Source organism: Variovorax boronicumulans, assembly GCF_009811375.1.
Lineage (GTDB): Bacteria > Pseudomonadota > Gammaproteobacteria > Burkholderiales > Burkholderiaceae_C > Variovorax > Variovorax boronicumulans.
The window spans coordinates 43,318-63,031 of sequence record NZ_BKDH01000007.1; the positions used below are offsets into that span (position 1 = coordinate 43,318).

Genomic DNA, 19,714 nt, shown 5'->3' on the forward strand with positions numbered 1-19,714 from the left:
GCGCCGTGCGTGAAACCCCGCCGCCGATGGCGTTGGCCGTGGCGGCCAAATGGCTGTCGCGCTACAGCCGCGCGCCCGTGCCTTCGTCCAAGGTGACCGACGCGGACAGCGCGACCGCAGGCGATGCAGACCGCAACGCCGCACGCTGGATCGCCTGACCCGCCAGCACGCGCGCATGCGCATCGGCCGCGAGGATGTCGTCCAGGCTCTCGTGCGCGGACGAGGGTGAGTGCTGCAGGCAGTCTTCCACCACGTGCGCGATGTCGGTGTAGCGCAGGCGCCCGTTCAGGAAGGCATCGACCGCCACTTCGTTCGCCGCATTGAGCGTCACGCTGGCCGCGCACCCCTCGCGCAGCACCTCCAGCGCCAGGCGCAGGCAGGGAAAGCGCTTCAGCTCGGGCGCGGCGAAGCTCAGGTGGGCGAGCTGCAGGAAGTCCAGCGGCGCCACGCCCGAGTCGATGCGCTCGGGCCAGGCCAGCGCGTGCGCGATCGGCGTGCGCATGTCGGGGCGGCCCAGCTGCGCCAGCACCGACTGGTCGGCATAGGCCACCATCGAATGGATCACGCTCTGCGGGTGGATCACCACCTCGATGCGCTCGGGCGGCATCGCGAACAGCCAGCGCGCCTCGATGGTCTCGAGGCCCTTGTTCATCATCGTCGCGGAGTCGACCGAGATCTTGCGGCCCATGCGCCAGGTGGGATGCGCGCAGGCCTCGTCGGGCGTCACCCGGTCCAGCGCCTCGAGCGGCCGATGCAGAAATGGCCCGCCCGACGCGGTCAGCACCAGCCGCTGCACGCCCGCGCCGCCGGCCGGTGCGCCCGCCAGGCACTGGAAGATCGCGTTGTGCTCGCTGTCCAGCGGCAGCAGTGTGGCGCCGTGCGCGGCCACCGCGCGCATGAACAGCGCGCCGGACATCACGAGCGCCTCCTTGTTCGCCAGCAGGATCTTCTTGCCCGCGCGCGCCGCCGCCAATGACGACAGCAACCCCGCCGCGCCGACGATGGCCGCCACCACCGTGTCGCAGCCCGCCGACTGCGCGACCTCGCACAGCGCCTGCGGGCCGTGCATGACCTCGGTGCGCAGGCCGGCCGCGCGCAGACGGTTCTGCAACTGCATGGCGTCTTGCGCATCGCCGACGACCGCGACCTCGGGGCGGAAGGCGACGCAATGCGTGAACAGCTTGTCGAGGTTGCGGTGCGCCGTCAGCGCATGCACCGTGAAGCGGTCGGGGTGGCGCGCGACGAGGTCGAGCGTGCTGTCGCCGATCGACCCGGTGGCACCGAGCAGCGTGAGGCGTTGCGTGGCCATGGCGATGCCTTCAGACGGCAGCGATCGGCACGACGCGCTCGCGCGAAGACGGCTTCATCCACGCACCGAGCCGCTCGCGCGCTTCGGCATCGGCGCCGTAGCGCGCGGCCACGTAGGTCTCGACCAGTCGCGTGAAGTCGTCGGCGATGTGCTCGCCCTTGAGCGTCAGCGCGCGTTCGCCGTCGATGTACACCGGCGCCACCGGCTGCTCGCCCGAGCCCGGCAGCGAGATGCCCAGGTGCGCGAGGCGGCTCTCGCCGGGGCCGTTGACCACGCAGCCCATCACGGCCACGTGCATGTCTTCCACGCCCGGAAAGCGCACGCGCCAGGCCGGCGCCTGCGCGTGCAGCCAGCCTTCGATCTGGCTGGCCAGCGACTGGAAGAAGGTGCTCGTGGTGCGCCCGCAGCCGGGGCAGGCGGTCACGCTGGGCGTGAAGGCGCGCAGGCCCATCGACTGCAGGATCTGCTGCGCCACCAGCACCTCGCGCGTGCGGTCACCGTTCGGCTCGGGCGTGAGCGACACGCGGATGGTGTCGCCGATGCCCTGTTGCAGCAGCACGCCCATCGCGGTGGCCGAGGCCACGATGCCCTTGGAGCCCATGCCCGCTTCGGTCAGGCCCAGGTGCAGCGGATAGTCGCAGCGCGCGGCGAGCTCGCGGTACACGGCGATCAGGTCCTGCCCCTGGCTCACCTTGGCCGACAGCACGATGCGATCGGGCGGCAGGCCGACGTCTTCGGCGCGCGCGGCGTTCTCCAGCGCCGAGACGATGAGCGCCTGGCGCATCACCTCGTCGGCCGGCTGCGGCTGCGCCGCCTGCGCATTCGCGTCCATCAGGCGCGCCAGCAGCGCGGGGTCGAGGCTGCCCCAGTTCACGCCGATGCGCACCGGCTTGCCGTGGCGGCAGGCGATCTCGATGAGCTGGCAGAACTGCGCGTCGCGCTTGTCGCCCCGCCCGACGTTGCCGGGGTTGATGCGGTACTTGGCCAGCGCCTGCGCGCAGTCGGGGTACTGCGCGAGCAGGCGGTGGCCGTTGAAATGGAAGTCGCCCACCAGCGGCACGTGCACCTGCTGGCGCGCGAGCGCGTCGCGGATCGGCGCCACCTGCGCGGCGGCCTCTTCGTTGTTGACCGTGAGGCGCACCAGCTCGGCCCCCGCGCGCGCGAGCGCGGCGACCTGTGCCACGGTGGCGGCCGCGTCGGCGGTGTCGGTGTTGGTCATGGCCTGCACGGCCACGGGCGCGTCGCCGCCGATGCGCACGGTGCCGACGCGCACCTGCCGCGAGCGGCGGCGTGCGACGGGCGGTTTCATGGCGTGGCCTTGCCGACGCGCGTTGATGATCCGAGCATGGTCGAGGCTCCTTGGTCCATCGTGGCGGCACCCTGGCGCTACGGGCGGTCGAGCACGACGTGGCGCGAGCGCGTCCAGTCCCAGCCGTTGCCGCGGCTGTCCACGTAGCGGTCGTTCTCCAGGATCCAGCGCAGGTTGCCGGCGCACATCAGGCCGAAGCTGTCCAGGTACAGGCCGAAGCGATCGGCGTCGGGGCGATGGGCGTAGCGGCGGCGCAGCAGCTCGCAGGCGTCGACGCGCGTGCGGTCGGCCTCGCGGATGCGCTGGCAGAGGATGTCCGCGGCCTCCTGCGGGCTGTGGCCGTGCGCCATGCGCAGGCTTTCCATCGCGTTGAGGGTCACGCCCACGGCATGCTCCTTGTGATGGGAGAGCAGGTCGTTGACCAGCGCGACGTGCTCGTTGGTGGCCAGGATGGCGCGCTGCAGGTCGGCGTCCTGCGCCAGCAGCTCGGTCAGGTCCAGGTCGTAGATGAACTCGGAGACCGGGAAGTAGGGCAGCAGCCCCGTGTTGGGATGGCGCAGCGCAAGAAACTCGTCGTACGGCAGCACCTTGCCTTCGGCCACCAGCCCGGCCTCCACTTCCACGCTGTCGAACCAGGCCTTCCACTCCAGGCAATAGCGGCGGTAGACCTGCGGCGACATGGACTGCCTGAGCCGGCCGAAGATGTCCGCGGCCGCGCGTGCCAGCGGGTGGCCTTCCAGCAGCGCGACGTCGCCGTCGCCGCACACCGCGTGCCGGCCCAGCGGCATGTCGTCGATGGCCAGGATGAGGCCCGTCACGCACGAGGTCAGGAAGATGCGGTCGGCCGAGCCGATCGGAAACAGCAGGCAATCCCACATCGGAAGGTGCAGGCGCAGGAATTTCAGCCGCGTCGCTTCGTCCGGAAACGGCAGGAACTCGCGGCCCCAGGCGGCATTGCGCTCGTCGATCACCGGGTAGTCGGTGTGGATCTTCGGGGGCACGCTGCAGAACATCTCCGGGATATGGAAGCTCACTTCGGGAAAGACGATGCGGTCGGGGTAGTTCATGGTGGGGTTCCGGTGGTCTTGGGGTGGGCCGTGGGTCAGGAAACAGGCGCGAGGGGCTCTGCCGATGCACCGGCTGCGCCCGCACCCGAGGCCGCCGACGAGACCGGCGGCACCGGGCGGATGGGAAAGACGCGCTTGTCGGTGGACGACGGCGGATAGAACCGGGCAGACCAGCGCCGGAACTCCGCAATCCCGCGGTCGCCCCGGAGCAACTTGGGACGGCCGAGGAAGGCGCGGGCGTTCCAGATCGGAAAGTCGATCTGGGCAAAGCTGGCCAGCCAGCGCTTGGCCACCGGACCCAGCAGCGCATAGGCGGCCCGTCGCAGCGGCCGGGGCAGGCGTTCGAAGAGCGCGAGCTCAAAGGTGTCGATCCAGCTCATGGTCCATTCCATGGGCGCGGTGGGCGTGGAGTACAGCATCGTGATCACGCGAAAACCGATGCGGGACATCTCGCTTTCCGCCTGCACATGGCCCATGCCGAACTGCCGCATGCGCATGCGCATCGGCTGCCCGTGCCAGCGCGCGGTCAGCAGCGTTTCCATCCAGCAGTCGCCCACCTCGTAGGTCGCGGCGGTGTCCGTCAGTCCGTGGAGCCAGCCGAAATGCACCTGGTCGACGCTGTTCTCGCCAGTGTCCTGGGGATAGCCGCGCATCTCGTGGCTGCTGTGCTGCGGCGGCGATGCGAACGCGCTCAGGTCGCGCTCGGGCACCTCCCAGTTCGGCGGCCGGTTCTCGTGGTCCGCCCACACCATCACCGCGCCGTTGACTTCCTTCGTGTAGCGCAGCGTGAGCGATGCATCGGGAGGCGTGGTGCCCTGCCCGGTGCGCACGCAGCCGCCCTCGGGGCTGAACGCCAGGCCATGGAACGGGCAGACCAGTTCCTCGCCCTGCACCTTGCCTCCCACGCCGAGGTGGGCCCCCAGGTGCGGACAGTAGGGGTCGATGGCGCAGGCGCGCCCCGCGGCCGTCCGGTACAGCACCAGGTCCTGGCCCATGAAGGGCACGGTGCGCACGGTGCCCGGTGGGAGGTCCCGGCTGAAGCAGACCGAGAACCAGCCGTCGGGGTAGGGCAGCGGTGCGCGTGTTTCACCCACGGTGCTGCGCCTGTTCGATGGCATGCCGCCGGATGCGGGCGGGGCGACGTCGCTGGCCGTGGCCTGGGGGAGGGCTGCAGTTCTCGTCATCATCTTCTCCGTTGACGGTGGGCGTGCGCGGGCGCGGCGATGCGCGCACCCGGCGTCATGGCGTGGCCACCTCGGCGGCGGCGGCCTCCGCGGCGAGTTCGGCCGGCAGCCGGAACACCACGTGCTCCTCGCGCCCGGGCAGCGTCAGCAGTTCCACCTCGGCCAGCCGGCGCAGCGCGGCGACCACGTCCTGCACCATGGTCTCGGGCGCCGAGGCGCCCGCGGTGACGCCCACCGCGCCGGCGTCGCGCACCCAGTCGGGCTTGAGCTCGCTGCCCTGTGCGATGAGGTAGCTGCGCACGCCGGCCTGCGCCGCGATCTCGCGCAGGCGCTGCGAGTTGGAGCTGTTCTGCGCGCCGACCACCAGCACCACGTCGACCTGCTGGCTCAGTTCGCGCACGGCCGTCTGCCGGTTCTGCGTGGCGTAGCAGATGTCGCGCGTGTCGGGCCCGACGATCTGCGGAAAGCGCCGCTGCAGCGCGTCGATGATGCCGCGCGTGTCGTCCACCGACAGCGTGGTCTGCGTGATGTAGGCCAGCGGCGTGTCGGCATCGAGCACCAGTGTGTCCACGTCGGCCTCGGTCTGCACCAGCGTGACCGGCGCGGGAATCTGCCCCAGCGTGCCGGTCACCTCGGGGTGCCCGGCGTGGCCGATGAGGATCAGCGCATAGCCCTTGGCGGCATAGCGGCGCCCCTGCTCGTGCACCTTGGTGACCAGCGGGCAGGTGGCATCGATCGCGCGCAGGCCGCGCGCGCGGGCTTCTGTTTCCACCGCGCGGCTCACGCCGTGCGCGCTGAAGATCGCGACCGCGTCGGTGGGCACCTCGGCGAGTTCTTCGACGAACACCGCGCCCTGCGCCTTCAGGCCGTCGACGACGTGCTTGTTGTGGACGATCTCGTGGCGCACGTACACCGGTGTGCCGTGGCGCCGCAGCGCGTGCTCCACCGTGTCGATGGCCCGCACGACGCCGGCGCAGAAGCCTCGGGGCTGGGCAAGGATGACGCGCATGGTGGGAGCTCCTGGTGGGGGTGGTTCATCGTTCCGCCGACGCTCTCAGGACCGGCTCGGTGTCCGCGTCGCCGGGCGGGGTGGCGGGATAGAACTGCGCGGACCAGCGGCGGAAGGCGGCGATGGAGCGGTCGCCCGCCATGAGGGCGGGGCGCTTGAGGAAGGCGCGGGTGCGCCAGAACGGCATGTCCTCGCTGGAGAACGAGATCAGCCAGCGATGCGCCATGGGGTTGAGCACGCGGTAGGCGAGCTTTCTGGCGGGCGAGGGCCAACCGTCGAACCGCGCGACGCTGGGGATGTCGATCCAGCGGAAGGTCCAGCGCAGCGGTGCGATGGGCGTGGCATAGACCAGCGTCGTGACCCGCAGGCCGAACTCCGGCATCTCGTTTTCCGCCCGGGTGTGCCCGAGGCCGAAGTTGGTCAGGCGCATGTTCAGCCGCTTGCCCTTCCAGCGCGCGCTGATCGAGACGGTGAGCGTGTGCTGCTCCATCTCGTGCGTCATCGCGGCCTCGGTGAGGCCGTGAAGCGATCCGAAATGGATCATGTCCACGCTGTTCTCTCCCACGGCGTCGCCGTAGCCGTCGAGTTCCCGCTGTCCGTACTGCGGGTAGATGCGGTCGTCGAGGTCGAGGCTCGGAAAGTCCCATTCGGGCGGGATGTCCTCGCTGTGGCGCCACACCATGACCACGCCGTTCGCTTCCTTGGCGTAGCGGCTCGTCAGCGCTGTGCGCGGCGGGGTCTGGCCCGGGCAGGCGCGCACGCACGCGCCATCGGGACCGAACACCAGGCCGTGGAACGCGCAGGTCAGGTGCTCGCCGTCGATCGTGCCGCCGTGCCCGAGGTGGGCGCCCAGGTGCGGGCAGTACGGCTCGATGACGCGAAGCAGGCCCGACGCCGTGCGGTAGACGACCAGGTCCTGTCCCATGAACGGGACGGTGATCAATGCGCCCGGCCTGACTTCGTGGCTGAAGCACACGGCGAACCATCCGTTGGTGTAGGGCAGCGGCATGCGCGTGTCGCCCGAGGCGCTGCGCGTGTGCAGCAGCGGCTTGCGGGCACTCACGAGCCGCGGGGCGTGCTCGCCGGCGTGGGGGCCGGTCATGAGGCGGGTCGAGGGTTCAGTCATGGCCGAGGCTCCTTGTTCGAAGGCGGGGGGACGCACCTGTGCGCGGGCGGCTCAGTGCGCGCGCTGGATGACCAGGTCGGCCAGCTGGCCGAGACGCCGGGCCCCGGGCCCGAGCGGTGCAAGCGCGGCGTGGGCGCGTTCGCGCAGTTCGCCGGCCAGCGCGCGCGAGGCCGCCAGGCCGAGCATCGACACGCAGGTCGGCTTGTCGTCGTCGGCGTCCTTGCCGGCGGTCTTGCCCAGCGTGGCCGTGTCGGCGGTCGCGTCGAGGATGTCGTCGACCACCTGGAAGGCCAGGCCGATGGCGCTGCTGTAGTCGTCGAGTGCGCGGTACAGCGCGGCGTTGGCCGGCACGTCGGCCAGGCCGCACAGCGCGCCCATGCGCACGGCGGCGCGGATCAGCGCGCCGGTCTTCATGCGGTGCATCTGTTCGAGCGCCGGCTGGCTCAGCGACCGGCCCGCGCTTTGCAGGTCGATGGCCTGGCCGCCCACGAGGTGGCGAGAGCCGGCGGCCTGCGCCAGCTCGCGCACCAGCGCGATGCGACGCTCGGCCGGCAGCGGCAGTTCGCTCAGCGTGAAGAAGGCCTGCGCCTGCAGCGCGTCGCCCACGAGGATCGCGGTGGCTTCGTCGTAGGCCACATGCACGGTGGGCTTGCCGCGGCGCAGGTCGTCGTCGTCCATCGCGGGCAGGTCGTCGTGCACGAGCGAGTAGACGTGGACCATCTCGATGGCGGCGCCCGTGGCGTCGAGCGCATCGGGCGGCGCTTCGGCGAGGGCGCCCGCCGCCTGGCACAACAAGGGGCGGATGCGCTTGCCGCCGCCGAGCGCGGCATAGCGCAATGCCTCGTGCAGGCGCGTGGGCCGGGTGTCGGGCGGCGGCAGGTGCAGGCCGAGGGCAGTTTCGATGCGGCGGGTGGTGCCCTGCATCCACGCGTCGAAGGCACCGGCGGGTTCGATGCCGGTGCGCGGGACCGCGCGTGCCTCGTCCTGCCACGGAGCTTCTTGGTTCACTCAGGTCTTCCCGGGGTGGGGTCGGGTCGGTGCGCGGGACTCAGGTCCGCCGCGCAATGAAGCTGAACGACGAGGCCTTGTCCTTGAACAGCGCGTCCGAGAAGCTCACCGCAATGTCGCGCAGCTCGGTGAACGTGGCGGTCTTGCTGGTCGGGTGGTGCGCGTCCAGGTTGTCCTTGACCAGCCCGTACCAGCGGATCACCTCCGCGTTCGACGGCAGCACGCGCTGGTCGAGCACCGCGAAGCCGTGGCGCTCGAGCACCTGCTTCACGCCGTCGGGCGTCTTGCGGTAGCCCGACGCGGCGCGGTCGACCTTGTCCGGGATGTGTGACTTGTAGGTCGCCAGGTCCACCTTGTAGAGGCTCTCCGAAATGATGACCGTGCCGCCCGTGCGCATGCGCGCCGACAGCGAAGCCATGGCCTGCTCCAGCACCTCGGGCGTGAAGTGGATCAGGCTGCCGCGCAGGATGGCCAGGTCGTAGGGCACCTGCGCGTCGGGCAGCTCGCCGATGTCCTTGGCGTTGCACTGGTACAGCCGCACGCGGTCGGCCAGGCCCTCGTGCGCGATGAGCTCGCGCGCGCACTCCAGCTGCGGGCGGCTCACGTTCACGCCGTCGATGCACGCGCACTGCGGGTAGCGCTGCGCGATGAACTTCAGCACCGGGCCCCAGCCGCAGCCGATGTCGATCGCGCGGCGCACGGTGGCCGGCGAGAGGTCGGCGCCGGCCTGCTCGGCGAGCTCGAACTGGTGCTCCATGTGGCGCCGGCCGGAGGCGTCGAGCGGGAGGTCGTGCGGGTCCATCTTGTCGTCGAACACGCCGTACTGGTACCAGAGCTCGTTGCCGATCGCTTTGCGCCACTGGTCGGGCGTGTCGGCATAGACCTGCTCGATCTTGTCCTGGTAGTGGTCGAGGCTGCGGCTGTGGATGACGTCGATGCCGACGGCTTGCGCGGATGCTTGCATGGTGTGGGCGCTCCTGGTGGGGGGAATTCAGAGGCGTCGCGCGATGACGCTGTAGGTCGAGAACTTGTCCTTGATCAGCGCGACCGAGAGGCTGACCGCCATCACGCGCAGTTCTTCCAGCGGCGGCGGGATGGTGTCCGGCGTGAAGTTCTTCTCGATGTTTTCCTTCACGTCGGTGAACCAGCGCGCCACGTCGATGTTGCGCGGGAGCACGCGCATGTCTTCCACCACGAAGCCGCTCTCCTCGAGCACGCGGCGGAAGTAGGCCGGCGTCTTGCGGTGCTTGCAGGCGAGGCGGTCGACCTCGTCCTCGATGTCGGAGCGGTAGTTGTCCAGCGGGATGTTGTAGAGGTTGTCGGAGATGACGACCTTGGCCCCCGGGCGCATGCGCGCGGCCACCTGCTTCATCGAGCGTTCGTACAGGTCGTTGGGAAAGTGCGAGATGACGCCGCGGATCGTCACCAGGTCGTAGGGCGTGTCGGGGTTGGGCAGCAGGGCGACGTCCTGCGCATCGCACAGGTACAGGTTCACGCGGTCGCTCAGGTGCTGCTGGGCGTGGTAGCGGGCGCAGTGCGCGAGCTGCGTCTCGCTGATGTTGATGCCGTCGAGCTGGCGGCATTGCGGAAAGTGCTCCGCGAGGTAGCGCAGGCCGAAGCCCCAACCGCAGCCCACGTCGAGGATGCGCCGGATGGGGAAGGGCGGCGGCTGGTCCAGGCCCGCGATCTCCATCTGCTGGTCGAAGTAGCGCAGGCCGGACTCGTTGAGCGAGATCGGCGGCACCGAGCGCGGATCGTCGTAGACGCCGAACTGGAACATCAGGTCCTCGCCGATGGCCTTGCGCCAGTCCTCGGGGTCGTCCTGGTAGGTGTACTCGACCTTGGCGTGGTACGGGTTGGCCTCGGCACCCCGGATCACTTGAAGCGAAGGCGGGGCGGGCGCGTCGATGCGGCGTGCGGTGGCTGTGCTCATCGGGTTCTCCTGTGGCTGGCGGTCACGGTGGGTTTCAGGAAACGAGGCTCATGCGAGCCGTGCGGAACGCGGGGGCGTTGGCATCGAAGAACGCCTGGATCGACTGCACCAGCCCGTCGGCATCCAGGCCGTGGGCCGCAAGCAATCGGGCGCAATCGCCGTGCTCGACGAACTCGTCGGGCAGGCCCAGGTGCAGCGACGGAATCAACACGCCCTGCGCGGCCAGCGATTCGAGGCAGGCCGCGCCGGCGCCGCCCATCACGCAGCCTTCTTCGACGGTCACGAGCACGTCGTGCGTCTCGGCGAGCGACAGCACCAGGTCGGCATCGAGTGGCTTGACGAAGCGCATGTTGGCGACCGTCGCGTCGAGCCGTTCGGCGGCGGCCAGGCTGGGTGCGACCATGGTGCCGAAGGCCAGGATGGCGATGCGCGCGCCCATGGGCTGCGTCGATTCGCGCCGCACCTGGCCGCGGCCGATGTGCAGCGGCTGCAGCGCGCGCACGGGCAGCGCGCCGGGCCCGCCGCCGCGCGGGTAGCGCACGGCGGCCGGGCCGTCGTGGCGCAGGGCGGTGTGCAGCATCTGGCGGCACTCGTCTTCGTCGGACGCGGCCATCACGACCATGTTCGGAATGCAGCGCAGGTAGGCGACGTCGAAGGCGCCCATGTGCGTCGCGCCGTCGGCGCCGACGATGCCGGCGCGGTCGACCGCGAACACGACCGGCAGGTTCTGCAAGGCCACGTCGTGGATCAGCTGGTCGTAGGCGCGCTGCAGGAAGGTCGAGTAGATGGCGACCACGGGCCGCATCCCCGCCGCCGCGAGGCCTGCGGCGAAGGTCACGGCGTGCTGCTCGGCGATGCCGACGTCGAAGTAGCGCTCGGGAAAGCGGCGCTCGAAGTCCATCAGGGCCGAGCCCTCGCGCATGGCCGGCGTGATGGCGACCACGCGCGCATCGGCCTCGGCCTCGTCGCAGAGCCAGTCGCCGAAGACCTGGGCGTAGGTCGGCTTGGCGGGGGCTGACGCGGGGGCGGTCTTGATGCCTGCGGCGGGGTCGAACTTGCCGGGGCCGTGGTACAGGACCGGGTCCTGCTCGGCCGGGCGGTAGCCGTGGCCCTTCTGGGTGACGATGTGCAGCAGCTGCGGGCCTGGCTGCGCCTGCAGCTTCTGCAGGGCCGGAATCAATGCGCCCAGGTCGTGGCCGTCGATGGGGCCGGTGTAGTGGAAGCCGAACTGCTCGAACAGGGTGGCGGGCGACAGGCCGAGCTCCGAGGGCTCGCAGGGGGCCAGCGTCGGGCGCATGGCGCGCAATCTTTGCCGGCTGGCTTCATTGGCGCTGGCATAGGCGCGTTCTGAAATCAATCCGCCCAGATAAAGGCGAAGCATGCCGACGGGTGGCGAAATCGACATGTCGTTGTCGTTCAATATCACCAATAGGCGGCCGCAGGCCTGCGTATTGTTCATGGCCTCGAAGGCCATGCCGGCGCTCAAGGCACCGTCGCCGATCACCGCAATGGCGTGGTCGGTTGAATTGGAAATGCGGGCGGCCTGCGCAAATCCAAGGGCGGCGGAAATGGAGGTGCTGGAATGCGCGGTGCCGAAATGATCGTGTTCGGATTCGGCGCGCCTCGGAAATCCGGAAATTCCACCGAATTGGCGCAAGGTGGGCATGGCCTGGCGCCGGCCGGTCAGGATCTTGTGGGCGTAGCTCTGGTGGCCGACATCCCAGACGATGCGGTCGCGCGGGGTGTCGAACACGTAGTGCAGGGCGACCGTCAGCTCGATCGTGCCGAGGTTGGAGGCGAAGTGGCCGCCCGTGCGGGACACGCTGTCGACGATGAAGGATCGCAATTCATCCGCAAGGCCCGGCAATTGCGCAATGCCGAGCTGGCGCAGCGAATGGGGTGAATCGATGGCTTCGAGCAGGGCATGCATTCCGGTTTCTCCGTGAGATGGAAACGCGCGGGCCGTGGCGACTGAATTCTTTATGCGATGCGGTACTGGCTAATTTCGGACAAAACAATGCCTTGGAAATTGATGGTTCAATTTCCTTGTCAAAGCCTCCGAGGGAACCTGAAAGCGCGTCGGCTCCGGGTTTTTAGTTCCGGGTCGGGCGAAATCAGGAGGTCAGCGTAGGGGATGGATTTGGCGCACGCAAGCGAATGCGGCTGCAAATTTTTTGATACCCAAGGTTATTTACCCCCGAGGTTTTAATCAGTTTTTTGGATGGCGCGGCGCGCGCGCACGACCGCCGCGGCCGTTCGAAAACGGCCGTGGTGCGAGGTCAGGGGGGAGAGGAGGGAGGGCGCCGACGCCCGCGCAGGGCGGGCGGCCGGGCGGTGCCGTCAGACGCCGGCGGCGTGCGCCTGCTGGTCGGCGTGGTAGCTGGAGCGCACCATCGCGCCCACGGCCGCGTGGCTGAAGCCCATCTTGTAGGCCTCTTCCTCGAACATCTTGAAGGTGTCGGGGTGCACGTAGCGGCGCACCGGCAGGTGCGAGCCCGACGGCGACAGGTACTGGCCGATGGTCAGCATGTCGATGTCGTGGGCGCGCATGTCGCGCATCACCTGCAGGATCTCTTCATCGGTCTCACCCAGGCCGACCATGATGCCGCTCTTGGTCGGCACGTTGGGGTGCAACGCCTTGAACTTCTTCAGCAGGTTCAGGCTGAACTGGTAGTCGCTGCCCGGGCGCGCTTCCTTGTACAGGCGCGGCGCGGTTTCCAGGTTGTGGTTCATCACGTCGGGCGGCGCGGCCTTGAGGATTTCCAGTGCGCGGTCGTCGCGGCCGCGGAAGTCGGGCACCAGGATTTCGATCTGCGTCATCGGCGAGAGCTCGCGGATGTTGCTGATGCAGTCGACGAAGTGCTGGCTGCCGCCGTCGCGCAGGTCGTCGCGGTCGACGCTGGTGATCACCACGTACTTCAGGCGCAGCTTGGCGATGGTCTTGGCCAGGTTGAGCGGCTCGTCCTTGTCCAGCGGGTCGGGGCGGCCGTGGCCCACGTCGCAGAACGGGCAGCGGCGCGTGCACTTGTCGCCCATGATCATGAAGGTGGCCGTGCCGTTGCCGAAGCATTCGCCGATGTTCGGGCACGAGGCTTCTTCGCAGACCGTGTGCAGGTTGCTTTCGCGCAGGATCTGCTTGATCTCGTAGAAGCGCGTGGTGGGGCTGCCGGCCTTCACGCGGATCCATTCCGGCTTCTTGAGCACTTCGCCGGTCTGCACCACCTTGACGGGGATGCGCGAGAGCTTGGCCGCGGCCTTCTGCTTGGCCAGCGGGTTGTAGGTTTCGGCGCTCTGGGCGTCGCGGACGACTTCGGTGGTGCTCATTGGTGTGTCAAGGAGCCAGGAAAGCGCCGAGCTTTTGGCTCAGCACTTTGGCGGCTTCTTCCCATGTGGTTTGGACGCCGATTGTAGAAAGGTCGACCGTTTGCAGCCCCGCGTAGCCGCAAGGGTTGATGCGCGAGAAGGGTTCGAGGTCCATCGCGACATTGAGCGACACACCGTGGTAAGTGGCGTGGCGGCTCACCTTGATGCCCAGCGCGGCGATCTTGCCCAGGCCCCGGAACGGGTCGGCGCCGGGCATCGGGCCGGTGAGGGCGGCGTGCGAGAACGGGTCGTCCAGGCGCACGTAGATGCCCGGCGCGCCCGCCACGCGGTGGCCCGTCACGCCGAAGTGGGCGAGCGTGCGCAGCACCGATTCCTCGATGCGGTAGACGTATTCCTTGACGTAGTAGCCCGCGCGCCGTAGGTCGATGAGCGGGTAGGCCACCACCTGGCCCGGGCCGTGGAAGGTGACCTGCCCGCCCCGGTCGGTCTGCACGACCGGGATCGGGCCGGGGGCCAGGATGTGGTCGGTCTTGCCCGCCAGCCCCTGCGTGAACACGGGGTCGTGCTCGCAGATCCATAGCGCGTCGGGCGTCTCGGGCGTGCGCTCCTGCGTGAAGCGCTGCATCGCCGCGTACGTGGCGAGGTAGTCGGCCCGGCCGAGCCACTGCGCTTCGAGGGGCGTCAAAGAACGACTTTCACCATCGGGTGCGCGGACAGCGCGCGGTAGAGGTCGTCGAGCTGCTCGCGGCTGGTGGCGGTGACGGTGATGGTCACGCCCAGGTAGTTGCCGGCCTTGCTGTCGCGCAGCTCGACCGTGGTGGCGTCGAAGGCCGGGTCGAAGCGCTCGGCGATCTGCGTGATCGCGTGCACGAAGCCGTCGACCTTCGCGCCCATCACCTTGATGGGGAACTGCGAGGGGTACTCGATCAGCGATTCCTTGCGCGGATCGGGGATCGATGCGGTGTCGGTAGGGGTCGGGGTGTCGGTCATGCGGTGGCTCCTGGCGCGTCGGCGTTGCGTTGCTTGGCCTGTTGGTAGGCGGCATACAAGCTCTGGTAGATGGGGCCGGGACGGCCATTGCCAATGGCCTGGCCATCGAGTGTGACAACGGGCAACACTTCCTTGGTGGCCGAGGACAGCAGCAGCTCGTCGGCGCCGAACACCTCGTCGCGCGACACGCGCCGCAGCGCGAAGGGAATGCCGCTGTCCTGGCACAGGCGCTCGAGCAGGCCGTAGCGGATGCCGGTCAGCACGAGGTTGTCTTTCGGTGGGCCGATGAGCGTGCCGTCCTTCACGATCCACACGTTGCTCGACGAGGCCTCGCTGAGCGAGTCGCCGCGGAACATCACGGTTTCGGTGGCGCCGGCCTCGACGCTGATCTGCCGCGCGAGCACCGCGCCCAGCAGGCTGGTGCTCTTGATGTGGGCCTTCTGCCAGCGGAAGTCGTCGGCGGTAACGCAGGCCACGCCCTTGGCGCGCACCGCATCCGCCACCGGCGGCAGGGGGTTCACCATCGCGAACACGGTGGGGCGCAGGCCGCGCACCATCACGTGGTCGCGCGGCGCCACGCCGCGCGAGACCTGGAAGTAGATCGCCTGCGGTGCCTTGCCCTGCGGTGCGGCCAGCTGCGTCGCGATGGCGCGCCACTCGTCGCGCGAGTAGGGGTTGTCGATCTGCAGCTCGGCCAGCGAACGCTCGAGGCGCGCGATGTGCTCGTCGAAGCAGAAGGGCACGCCGAAGTAGACGGGGATCACTTCGTAGATGCCGTCGCCGAAGATGAAGCCGCGGTCGAGGACGCTGATCTTCGCGTCGCGCAGGGGGGTGAATTCGCCGTTGAGAAAGCACGGCGTGTCGGGCAGTGCCGAGGTGATGTCTTGCATCCGCAAATTATGGGCGGACGCCACACTCGGTGCAGAACTGTCGACGAAGTGTCACGTTATGGCGGGACCCCGCTAGGTTTTACTTATAATCAATGGCTTTGTAAAATTCTCCGGGGACAAACACGGGGTGCATTCGAATGACAACCAACGCCCCTGTCCCTGAGGTTGACGCCGAAGAATCCGATTTCAAGCCACTCACGGCCGAAGAGGCCCAGAAGTTGCGCGAGCAAAACCCCGAGCTGTCACCCTGGTGGGTGATCGCAGCCCAAGTGGCTGCAGGCGTGGTGGTAGCTTGCCTGGCGTGGATCTGGACGGCGCGATCCGAGGCTGCAATCTCGGCGTTTTACGGAGCCATGACAGTAGCGATCCCCGCGGCCTTGTTTGTCCGCGGTGTCCGGCGCAAACCGGGCATGCCGTCGCAGGCTGTCATGTTGAGGTTTTTTGTGTGGGAGATGATCAAGATCGCGCTGACCGTTGCCTTGCTGGCCGCGGCGCCGTGGCTGATCGGGGGGCTCGTCTGGCTGGCCATGGTGGCTGGCGTGGTGGTCGCCATGAAGATGTACTGGGTGGCACTGTTGGTGCGGCCCAAATTTTTGAACCGGATTTGACTGTTTTGGAAGAGAGACGCTGAAAGATGGCCGCCGAAGGACACGCCCCGACCGCGAGTGAATACATCGTTCACCACCTCCAGCACTGGCAAGTCGACTGGAGCCTCAAGCCCGTCGTTCAATCCGCCATTGTTGACTTCAACGTCATCAACCTCGACTCGGTGCTCTACGCGCTGATCATCGGCGCATTGGGCTGCTTCGTGCTGTGGCTGGCTGCCCGCAAGGCAACGCCCGGCGTGCCCGGCCGTTTCCAGGCGGCGGTCGAGATCCTGGTCGAGATGGTCGACAACCAGGCCAAGGCCAACGTGCACAACGCTGCGAGCCGCAAGTTCATCGCCCCGCTGGCGCTCACCGTGTTCGTCTGGATCTTCCTGCTGAACGCGATGGACATGCTGCCGGTCGACCTGCTGCCGGCCATCTGGACCCAGGTCTACTCGGCACTGGGCCACGATCCGCACCACGCCTACATGCGCGCCGTGCCGACCGCCGACCTCTCGACCACGCTCGGTCTTTCGACTTCCGTGCTGCTCCTGTGCCTCTTCTACAGCGTCAAGGTCAAGGGCCTGGGCGGCTGGGGCCACGAGCTGATCACCGCGCCCTTCGGTGCCCACCCTCTGCTGTGGCCCGTCAACCTGCTGATGCAGGTCATCGAGTACCTGGCCAAGACGGTCTCGCACGGCATGCGGTTGTTCGGCAACATGTATGCGGGCGAGCTCGTCTTCATGCTCATCGCCCTCATGGGCGGTGCCATGGCGGCCTCGTTCTCCGGTGTGATGCTGCCCATCGGGCACATCATTGCCGGCACCGTCTGGGCGATCTTCCACATCCTGGTGATCACGCTGCAGGCTTTCATCTTCATGATGCTGACCCTGATCTATCTGGGCCAGGCGCATGAGGCGCATTGAGTTTCCCTTTTTCTTTTCGTTTGCTTTAAATCTGTTCTAAGGAGTCATCATGGAAAACATTCTCGGTCTCGTCGCTCTCGCTTGTGGTCTGATCGTCGGTCTCGGCGCCATCGGTGCTTCCATCGGCATCGCGCTGATGGGTGGCAAGTTCCTGGAATCGTCGGCCCGTCAACCTGAGCTCATGAACGACCTGCAGACCAAGATGTTCATCTTGGCTGGTCTGATCGACGCGGCCTTCCTGATCGGCGTGGCCATCGCCCTGCTGTTCGCCTTCGCCAACCCGTTCGCCGCGACCCTGCTGGCCAACCTGCCCAAGTAAGCCGGTTCAACGCCACTCCAGAAAGGTGTTGCCGTGAGTATCAACGCGACCCTGTTCGTTCAGGCCATCGTCTTCCTGCTGCTGGTGCTGTTCACGATGAAATTCGTGTGGCCGCCCATCGCGAAGGCTTTGGATGAACGCGCACAAAAGATCGCTGCGGGCCTGGCGGCCGCCGAGAAGGCCAAGGCTGAACTCGCTTCCGCCAACCAGCGCGTCGAGCAGGAACTGGTTCAGTCTCGCAACGAGACCACCAGCCGCCTGGCCGATGCCGAGCGCCGCGCCCAGCAGATCATCGAAGAGGCCAAGGGCCGTGCAACGGTGGAGGCCAACAAGATCGTGGCCGACGCGCACGCCGAAGCCGAACAGCAGTCCGTGCGTGCCCGTGAAGCCCTGCGTGAGCAGGTTGCTGCACTGGCCGTCAAGGGTGCCGAGCAGATTCTCCGCAAGGAAGTCAACGCCGGTGTCCACGCCGACCTGCTCCAGCGCCTGAAGACCGAGCTCTGAGGACGATATGGCCGAACTTGCGACCATTGCCCGCCCCTACGCGGACGCGCTCTTCGGGGCTACTTCGAGCGACCTCGAAGGCACGGCCGGATGGATCGGCCAGCTGGCCGCCATCACTGCCGATCCGCAGCTCCTGCAGTTCGCTGCCGACCCGAAGGTGTCGCCGGAACAGATCTTCGATCTGATCTCCGGTCTGCTGCCGCAAGCCTTGCCGGACACCGGCAAGAACTTCCTGCGCACGGTGATCGACAACGGCCGGCTTGCTGCATTGCCTGAAGTCGCGGCCCAGTACCGCGAGCTCAAGAACGCCAAGGGCGGCACGGCCGACGCGGTGATCTACAGCGCCTTCCCGATCGACGCGGCGAGCCTCGCCGAGGTCGCCGTGGCACTGCAGCGCCGTTTCGGTCGCCCGCTGAACACGCGTGTGGAATCCGATCCTTCGCTGATCGGCGGCATCCGTGTGGTGGTGGGGGACGAAGTCCTCGACACCTCCGTCAAGGCGCGTCTCGAACAAATGAAAGCAGCGCTCACCGCCTGAGGCGGCGAGCCGCGGTTGGCCCTATTTATTGAAAGAAGGAAAGAGTCATGCAACTCAATCCCGCAGAAATTTCCGAACTGATCAAGAGCCGCATCGAAGGCCTTGGCGTCAGCGCCGACATCCGCAACCAGGGCACCGTGGTCTCGGTGACCGACGGCATCGTGCGCGTGCACGGCCTGTCGGACGCGATGCAAGGCGAAATGCTGGAATTCCCGCCCACGGCTGACGGCACGCCGTCGTTCGGCCTGGCGCTGAACCTCGAGCGCGACTCGGTCGGCGCCGTGATTCTGGGCGAGTACGAGCACATCTCCGAAGGCGACACCGTCAAGTGCACGGGCCGCATCCTGGAAGTGCCCGTGGGCCCCGAGCTCATCGGCCGCGTGGTGAACGCACTGGGCCAGCCGATCGACGGCAAGGGTCCGATCAACGCCAAGATGACCGACGTGATCGAAAAGGTTGCACCTGGCGTGATCGCACGGAAGTCCGTCGACCAGCCGATGCAGACCGGCCTGAAGTCGATCGACTCCATGGTGCCCGTCGGCCGCGGCCAGCGCGAGCTGATCATCGGCGACCGCCAGACCGGCAAGACCGCCGTGGCGATCGACGCGATCATCAACCAGAAGGGTCAGAACATGACCTGCGTCTACGTTGCGATCGGCCAGAAGGCTTCGTCGATCAAGAACGTGGTGCGCTCGCTGGAACAAGCCGGCGCGATGGACTACACCATCGTCGTGGCTGCTTCGGCCTCCGAATCGGCTGCCATGCAGTACGTGTCGGCCTACTCGGGCTGCACGATGGGCGAGTACTTCCGCGACCGCGGCCAGGACGCCCTGATCGTCTATGACGACCTGTCCAAGCAAGCCGTGGCTTATCGCCAGGTGTCGCTGCTGCTGCGCCGCCCGCCAGGCCGCGAAGCCTACCCCGGCGACGTGTTCTATCTCCACAGCCGTCTGCTCGAGCGCGCAGCCCGCGTGAACGCCGACTACGTCGAAGCCTTCACCAAGGGTGAGGTCAAGGGCAAGACCGGTTCGCTGACGGCACTGCCGATCATCGAAACGCAAGCCGGCGACGTGTCCGCCTTCGTTCCGACCAACGTGATCTCGATCACCGACGGCCAGATCTTCCTGGAAACCAGCCTGTTCAACGCCGGCATCCGTCCCGCCATCAACGCCGGTATCTCGGTGTCGCGCGTGGGTTCGTCGGCGCAGACCAACCTGATCAAGAACCAGTCGGGCGGTATCCGTACCGACCTGGCCCAGTACCGTGAACTGGCCGCGTTCGCGCAGTTCGCTTCCGACCTCGACGAAGCGACCCGCAAGCAACTCGACCGCGGTGCGCGCGTGACGGAACTGCTCAAGCAGACCCAGTACAGCCCGCTGCCGATCTCGCTGATGAATGCCACGCTGTTCGCAGTGAACAAGGGCTTCATGGACGACATCGACGTCAAGAAGGTGCTCCCGTTCGAACACGGCTTCCACCAGCTGCTGAAGACGAGCCACGCCGCCCTGCTCGAAACCATGGAAAAGCATGGTGCCAAGTGGGACGTCAAGCCGGCCAAGCCGGACGACAGCGCGGAAAAGCAGGCCTTCAAGAAGGTGTGCCAGGACGCCGAAGCCGAACTGCTGGCAGCAGCCACCTCGTTCAAGAAGTCGTTCGCCTGAGCGACCTTTTGACCGACGCAAGAAGGAGCT

The 19,714-nt window shown here is 67.7% G+C and carries 20 protein-coding genes; 6 read left to right on the top strand and 14 right to left on the bottom strand.

What is annotated here, in order from left to right:
• Positions 1-61: 61 nt before the first annotated feature.
• The 14 genes from ispC to VHAB30_RS30355 all read right to left on the bottom strand — a co-directional run bounded on the left by ispC (position 62) and on the right by VHAB30_RS30355 (position 15,149).
• Positions 62-1,309, bottom strand: a complete 1,248-nt coding sequence (gene ispC / locus VHAB30_RS30290) for a 1-deoxy-D-xylulose-5-phosphate reductoisomerase (RefSeq protein WP_159279641.1) — start codon at positions 1,307-1,309, stop codon at positions 62-64.
• Positions 1,310-1,319: 10 nt separating this feature from the next.
• Positions 1,320-2,618: a flavodoxin-dependent (E)-4-hydroxy-3-methylbut-2-enyl-diphosphate synthase gene (gene ispG, locus VHAB30_RS30295; RefSeq protein WP_159279642.1), complete on the bottom strand. Its 1,299-nt coding sequence runs from the start codon at positions 2,616-2,618 to the stop codon at positions 1,320-1,322.
• 77 nt (positions 2,619-2,695) lie between these two features.
• On the bottom strand, positions 2,696-3,685 hold the full coding sequence (locus VHAB30_RS30300) for a terpene synthase family protein (RefSeq protein WP_070063787.1): 990 nt from the start codon (positions 3,683-3,685) through the stop codon (positions 2,696-2,698).
• 35 nt (positions 3,686-3,720) lie between these two features.
• A complete protein-coding gene (locus VHAB30_RS30305; protein WP_216360110.1) occupies positions 3,721-4,869 on the bottom strand; it encodes a Rieske 2Fe-2S domain-containing protein in 1,149 nt (382 codons plus the stop codon).
• 55 nt (positions 4,870-4,924) lie between these two features.
• A complete protein-coding gene (ispH, locus tag VHAB30_RS30310; protein WP_159279643.1) occupies positions 4,925-5,878 on the bottom strand; it encodes a 4-hydroxy-3-methylbut-2-enyl diphosphate reductase in 954 nt (317 codons plus the stop codon).
• Positions 5,879-5,903: 25 nt separating this feature from the next.
• On the bottom strand, positions 5,904-7,004 hold the full coding sequence (locus VHAB30_RS30315) for a Rieske 2Fe-2S domain-containing protein (protein ID WP_083259397.1): 1,101 nt from the start codon (positions 7,002-7,004) through the stop codon (positions 5,904-5,906).
• Between the two features lie 51 nt (positions 7,005-7,055).
• Positions 7,056-7,928, bottom strand: coding sequence for a polyprenyl synthetase family protein (locus VHAB30_RS30320; protein WP_159279698.1), 873 nt, complete (start codon positions 7,926-7,928; stop codon positions 7,056-7,058).
• A gap of 124 nt (positions 7,929-8,052) precedes the next feature.
• Positions 8,053-8,976 carry an SAM-dependent methyltransferase gene (locus VHAB30_RS30325; protein ID WP_159279644.1) on the bottom strand — a complete coding sequence of 308 codons (924 nt, stop codon included), beginning with the start codon at positions 8,974-8,976 and terminating at the stop codon, positions 8,053-8,055.
• A 27-nt stretch (positions 8,977-9,003) separates the two neighbouring features.
• Complete coding sequence (locus VHAB30_RS30330; protein WP_062480112.1) at positions 9,004-9,945, bottom strand: SAM-dependent methyltransferase; 942 nt, start codon at positions 9,943-9,945, stop codon at positions 9,004-9,006.
• 34 nt (positions 9,946-9,979) lie between these two features.
• Positions 9,980-11,875 (bottom strand): 1-deoxy-D-xylulose-5-phosphate synthase, encoded by a 1,896-nt coding sequence (gene dxs / locus VHAB30_RS30335; RefSeq protein WP_159279645.1) that lies wholly within the window; start codon positions 11,873-11,875, stop codon positions 9,980-9,982.
• A 410-nt stretch (positions 11,876-12,285) separates the two neighbouring features.
• Positions 12,286-13,269: a lipoyl synthase gene (lipA, locus tag VHAB30_RS30340; RefSeq protein ID WP_062480166.1), complete on the bottom strand. Its 984-nt coding sequence runs from the start codon at positions 13,267-13,269 to the stop codon at positions 12,286-12,288.
• Positions 13,270-13,276: 7 nt separating this feature from the next.
• Positions 13,277-13,954, bottom strand: a complete 678-nt coding sequence (gene lipB / locus VHAB30_RS30345; RefSeq protein WP_062480168.1) for a lipoyl(octanoyl) transferase LipB — start codon at positions 13,952-13,954, stop codon at positions 13,277-13,279.
• Positions 13,951-14,259: a YbeD family protein gene (locus tag VHAB30_RS30350; RefSeq protein WP_159279646.1), complete on the bottom strand. Its 309-nt coding sequence runs from the start codon at positions 14,257-14,259 to the stop codon at positions 13,951-13,953. Before VHAB30_RS30350 ends, lipB begins: the two co-directional genes overlap by 4 nt.
• A complete protein-coding gene (locus VHAB30_RS30355; RefSeq protein WP_159279647.1) occupies positions 14,256-15,149 on the bottom strand; it encodes a D-amino acid aminotransferase in 894 nt (297 codons plus the stop codon). The genes VHAB30_RS30350 and VHAB30_RS30355 overlap by 4 nt, the downstream gene beginning before the upstream one ends.
• 137 nt (positions 15,150-15,286) lie before the next feature.
• On the opposite strand from VHAB30_RS30355, the gene VHAB30_RS30360 reads away from it, so the two are divergent.
• Genes VHAB30_RS30360 through atpA form a run of 6 tightly spaced genes read left to right on the top strand, consistent with a single transcriptional unit; the run spans position 15,287 to position 19,684 of the window.
• Positions 15,287-15,757, top strand: coding sequence for an ATP synthase subunit I (locus VHAB30_RS30360; protein ID WP_056576477.1), 471 nt, complete (start codon positions 15,287-15,289; stop codon positions 15,755-15,757).
• A 26-nt stretch (positions 15,758-15,783) separates the two neighbouring features.
• Entirely contained in the window at positions 15,784-16,662 is an 879-nt protein-coding gene (gene atpB, locus VHAB30_RS30365) for a F0F1 ATP synthase subunit A (protein ID WP_062480174.1), read from the top strand.
• Between the two features lie 49 nt (positions 16,663-16,711).
• Entirely contained in the window at positions 16,712-16,981 is a 270-nt protein-coding gene (atpE, locus tag VHAB30_RS30370; RefSeq protein WP_056576471.1) for a F0F1 ATP synthase subunit C, read from the top strand.
• 33 nt (positions 16,982-17,014) lie between these two features.
• Entirely contained in the window at positions 17,015-17,485 is a 471-nt protein-coding gene (locus tag VHAB30_RS30375) for a F0F1 ATP synthase subunit B (RefSeq protein WP_062480176.1), read from the top strand.
• 7 nt (positions 17,486-17,492) lie between these two features.
• Complete coding sequence (locus tag VHAB30_RS30380; RefSeq protein WP_062480178.1) at positions 17,493-18,023, top strand: F0F1 ATP synthase subunit delta; 531 nt, start codon at positions 17,493-17,495, stop codon at positions 18,021-18,023.
• 47 nt (positions 18,024-18,070) lie between these two features.
• Positions 18,071-19,684 carry a F0F1 ATP synthase subunit alpha gene (atpA, locus tag VHAB30_RS30385; protein ID WP_062480180.1) on the top strand — a complete coding sequence of 538 codons (1,614 nt, stop codon included), beginning with the start codon at positions 18,071-18,073 and terminating at the stop codon, positions 19,682-19,684.
• Positions 19,685-19,714 lie beyond the last annotated feature (30 nt).

Bases quoted from the DNA above. Each gene is read 5' to 3' on its own strand.
- ispC (WP_159279641.1), bottom strand. From the start codon at position 1,309: ATGGCCACGCAACGCCTCACGCTGCTCGGTGCCACCGGGTCGATCGGC.
- ispG (WP_159279642.1), bottom strand. From the start codon at position 2,618: ATGAAACCGCCCGTCGCACGCCGCCGCTCGCGGCAGGTGCGCGTCGGC.
- VHAB30_RS30300 (WP_070063787.1), bottom strand. From the start codon at position 3,685: ATGAACTACCCCGACCGCATCGTCTTTCCCGAAGTGAGCTTCCATATC.
- VHAB30_RS30305 (WP_216360110.1), bottom strand. From the start codon at position 4,869: ATGACGAGAACTGCAGCCCTCCCCCAGGCCACGGCCAGCGACGTCGCC.
- ispH (WP_159279643.1), bottom strand. From the start codon at position 5,878: ATGCGCGTCATCCTTGCCCAGCCCCGAGGCTTCTGCGCCGGCGTCGTG.
- VHAB30_RS30315 (WP_083259397.1), bottom strand. From the start codon at position 7,004: ATGACTGAACCCTCGACCCGCCTCATGACCGGCCCCCACGCCGGCGAG.
- VHAB30_RS30320 (WP_159279698.1), bottom strand. From the start codon at position 7,928: ATGCAGGGCACCACCCGCCGCATCGAAACTGCCCTCGGCCTGCACCTG.
- VHAB30_RS30325 (WP_159279644.1), bottom strand. From the start codon at position 8,976: ATGCAAGCATCCGCGCAAGCCGTCGGCATCGACGTCATCCACAGCCGC.
- VHAB30_RS30330 (WP_062480112.1), bottom strand. From the start codon at position 9,945: ATGAGCACAGCCACCGCACGCCGCATCGACGCGCCCGCCCCGCCTTCG.
- dxs (WP_159279645.1), bottom strand. From the start codon at position 11,875: ATGCATGCCCTGCTCGAAGCCATCGATTCACCCCATTCGCTGCGCCAG.
- lipA (WP_062480166.1), bottom strand. From the start codon at position 13,269: ATGAGCACCACCGAAGTCGTCCGCGACGCCCAGAGCGCCGAAACCTAC.
- VHAB30_RS30350 (WP_159279646.1), bottom strand. From the start codon at position 14,259: ATGACCGACACCCCGACCCCTACCGACACCGCATCGATCCCCGATCCG.
- VHAB30_RS30355 (WP_159279647.1), bottom strand. From the start codon at position 15,149: ATGCAAGACATCACCTCGGCACTGCCCGACACGCCGTGCTTTCTCAAC.
- VHAB30_RS30360 (WP_056576477.1), top strand. From the start codon at position 15,287: ATGACAACCAACGCCCCTGTCCCTGAGGTTGACGCCGAAGAATCCGAT.
- atpB (WP_062480174.1), top strand. From the start codon at position 15,784: ATGGCCGCCGAAGGACACGCCCCGACCGCGAGTGAATACATCGTTCAC.
- atpE (WP_056576471.1), top strand. From the start codon at position 16,712: ATGGAAAACATTCTCGGTCTCGTCGCTCTCGCTTGTGGTCTGATCGTC.
- VHAB30_RS30380 (WP_062480178.1), top strand. From the start codon at position 17,493: ATGGCCGAACTTGCGACCATTGCCCGCCCCTACGCGGACGCGCTCTTC.
- atpA (WP_062480180.1), top strand. From the start codon at position 18,071: ATGCAACTCAATCCCGCAGAAATTTCCGAACTGATCAAGAGCCGCATC.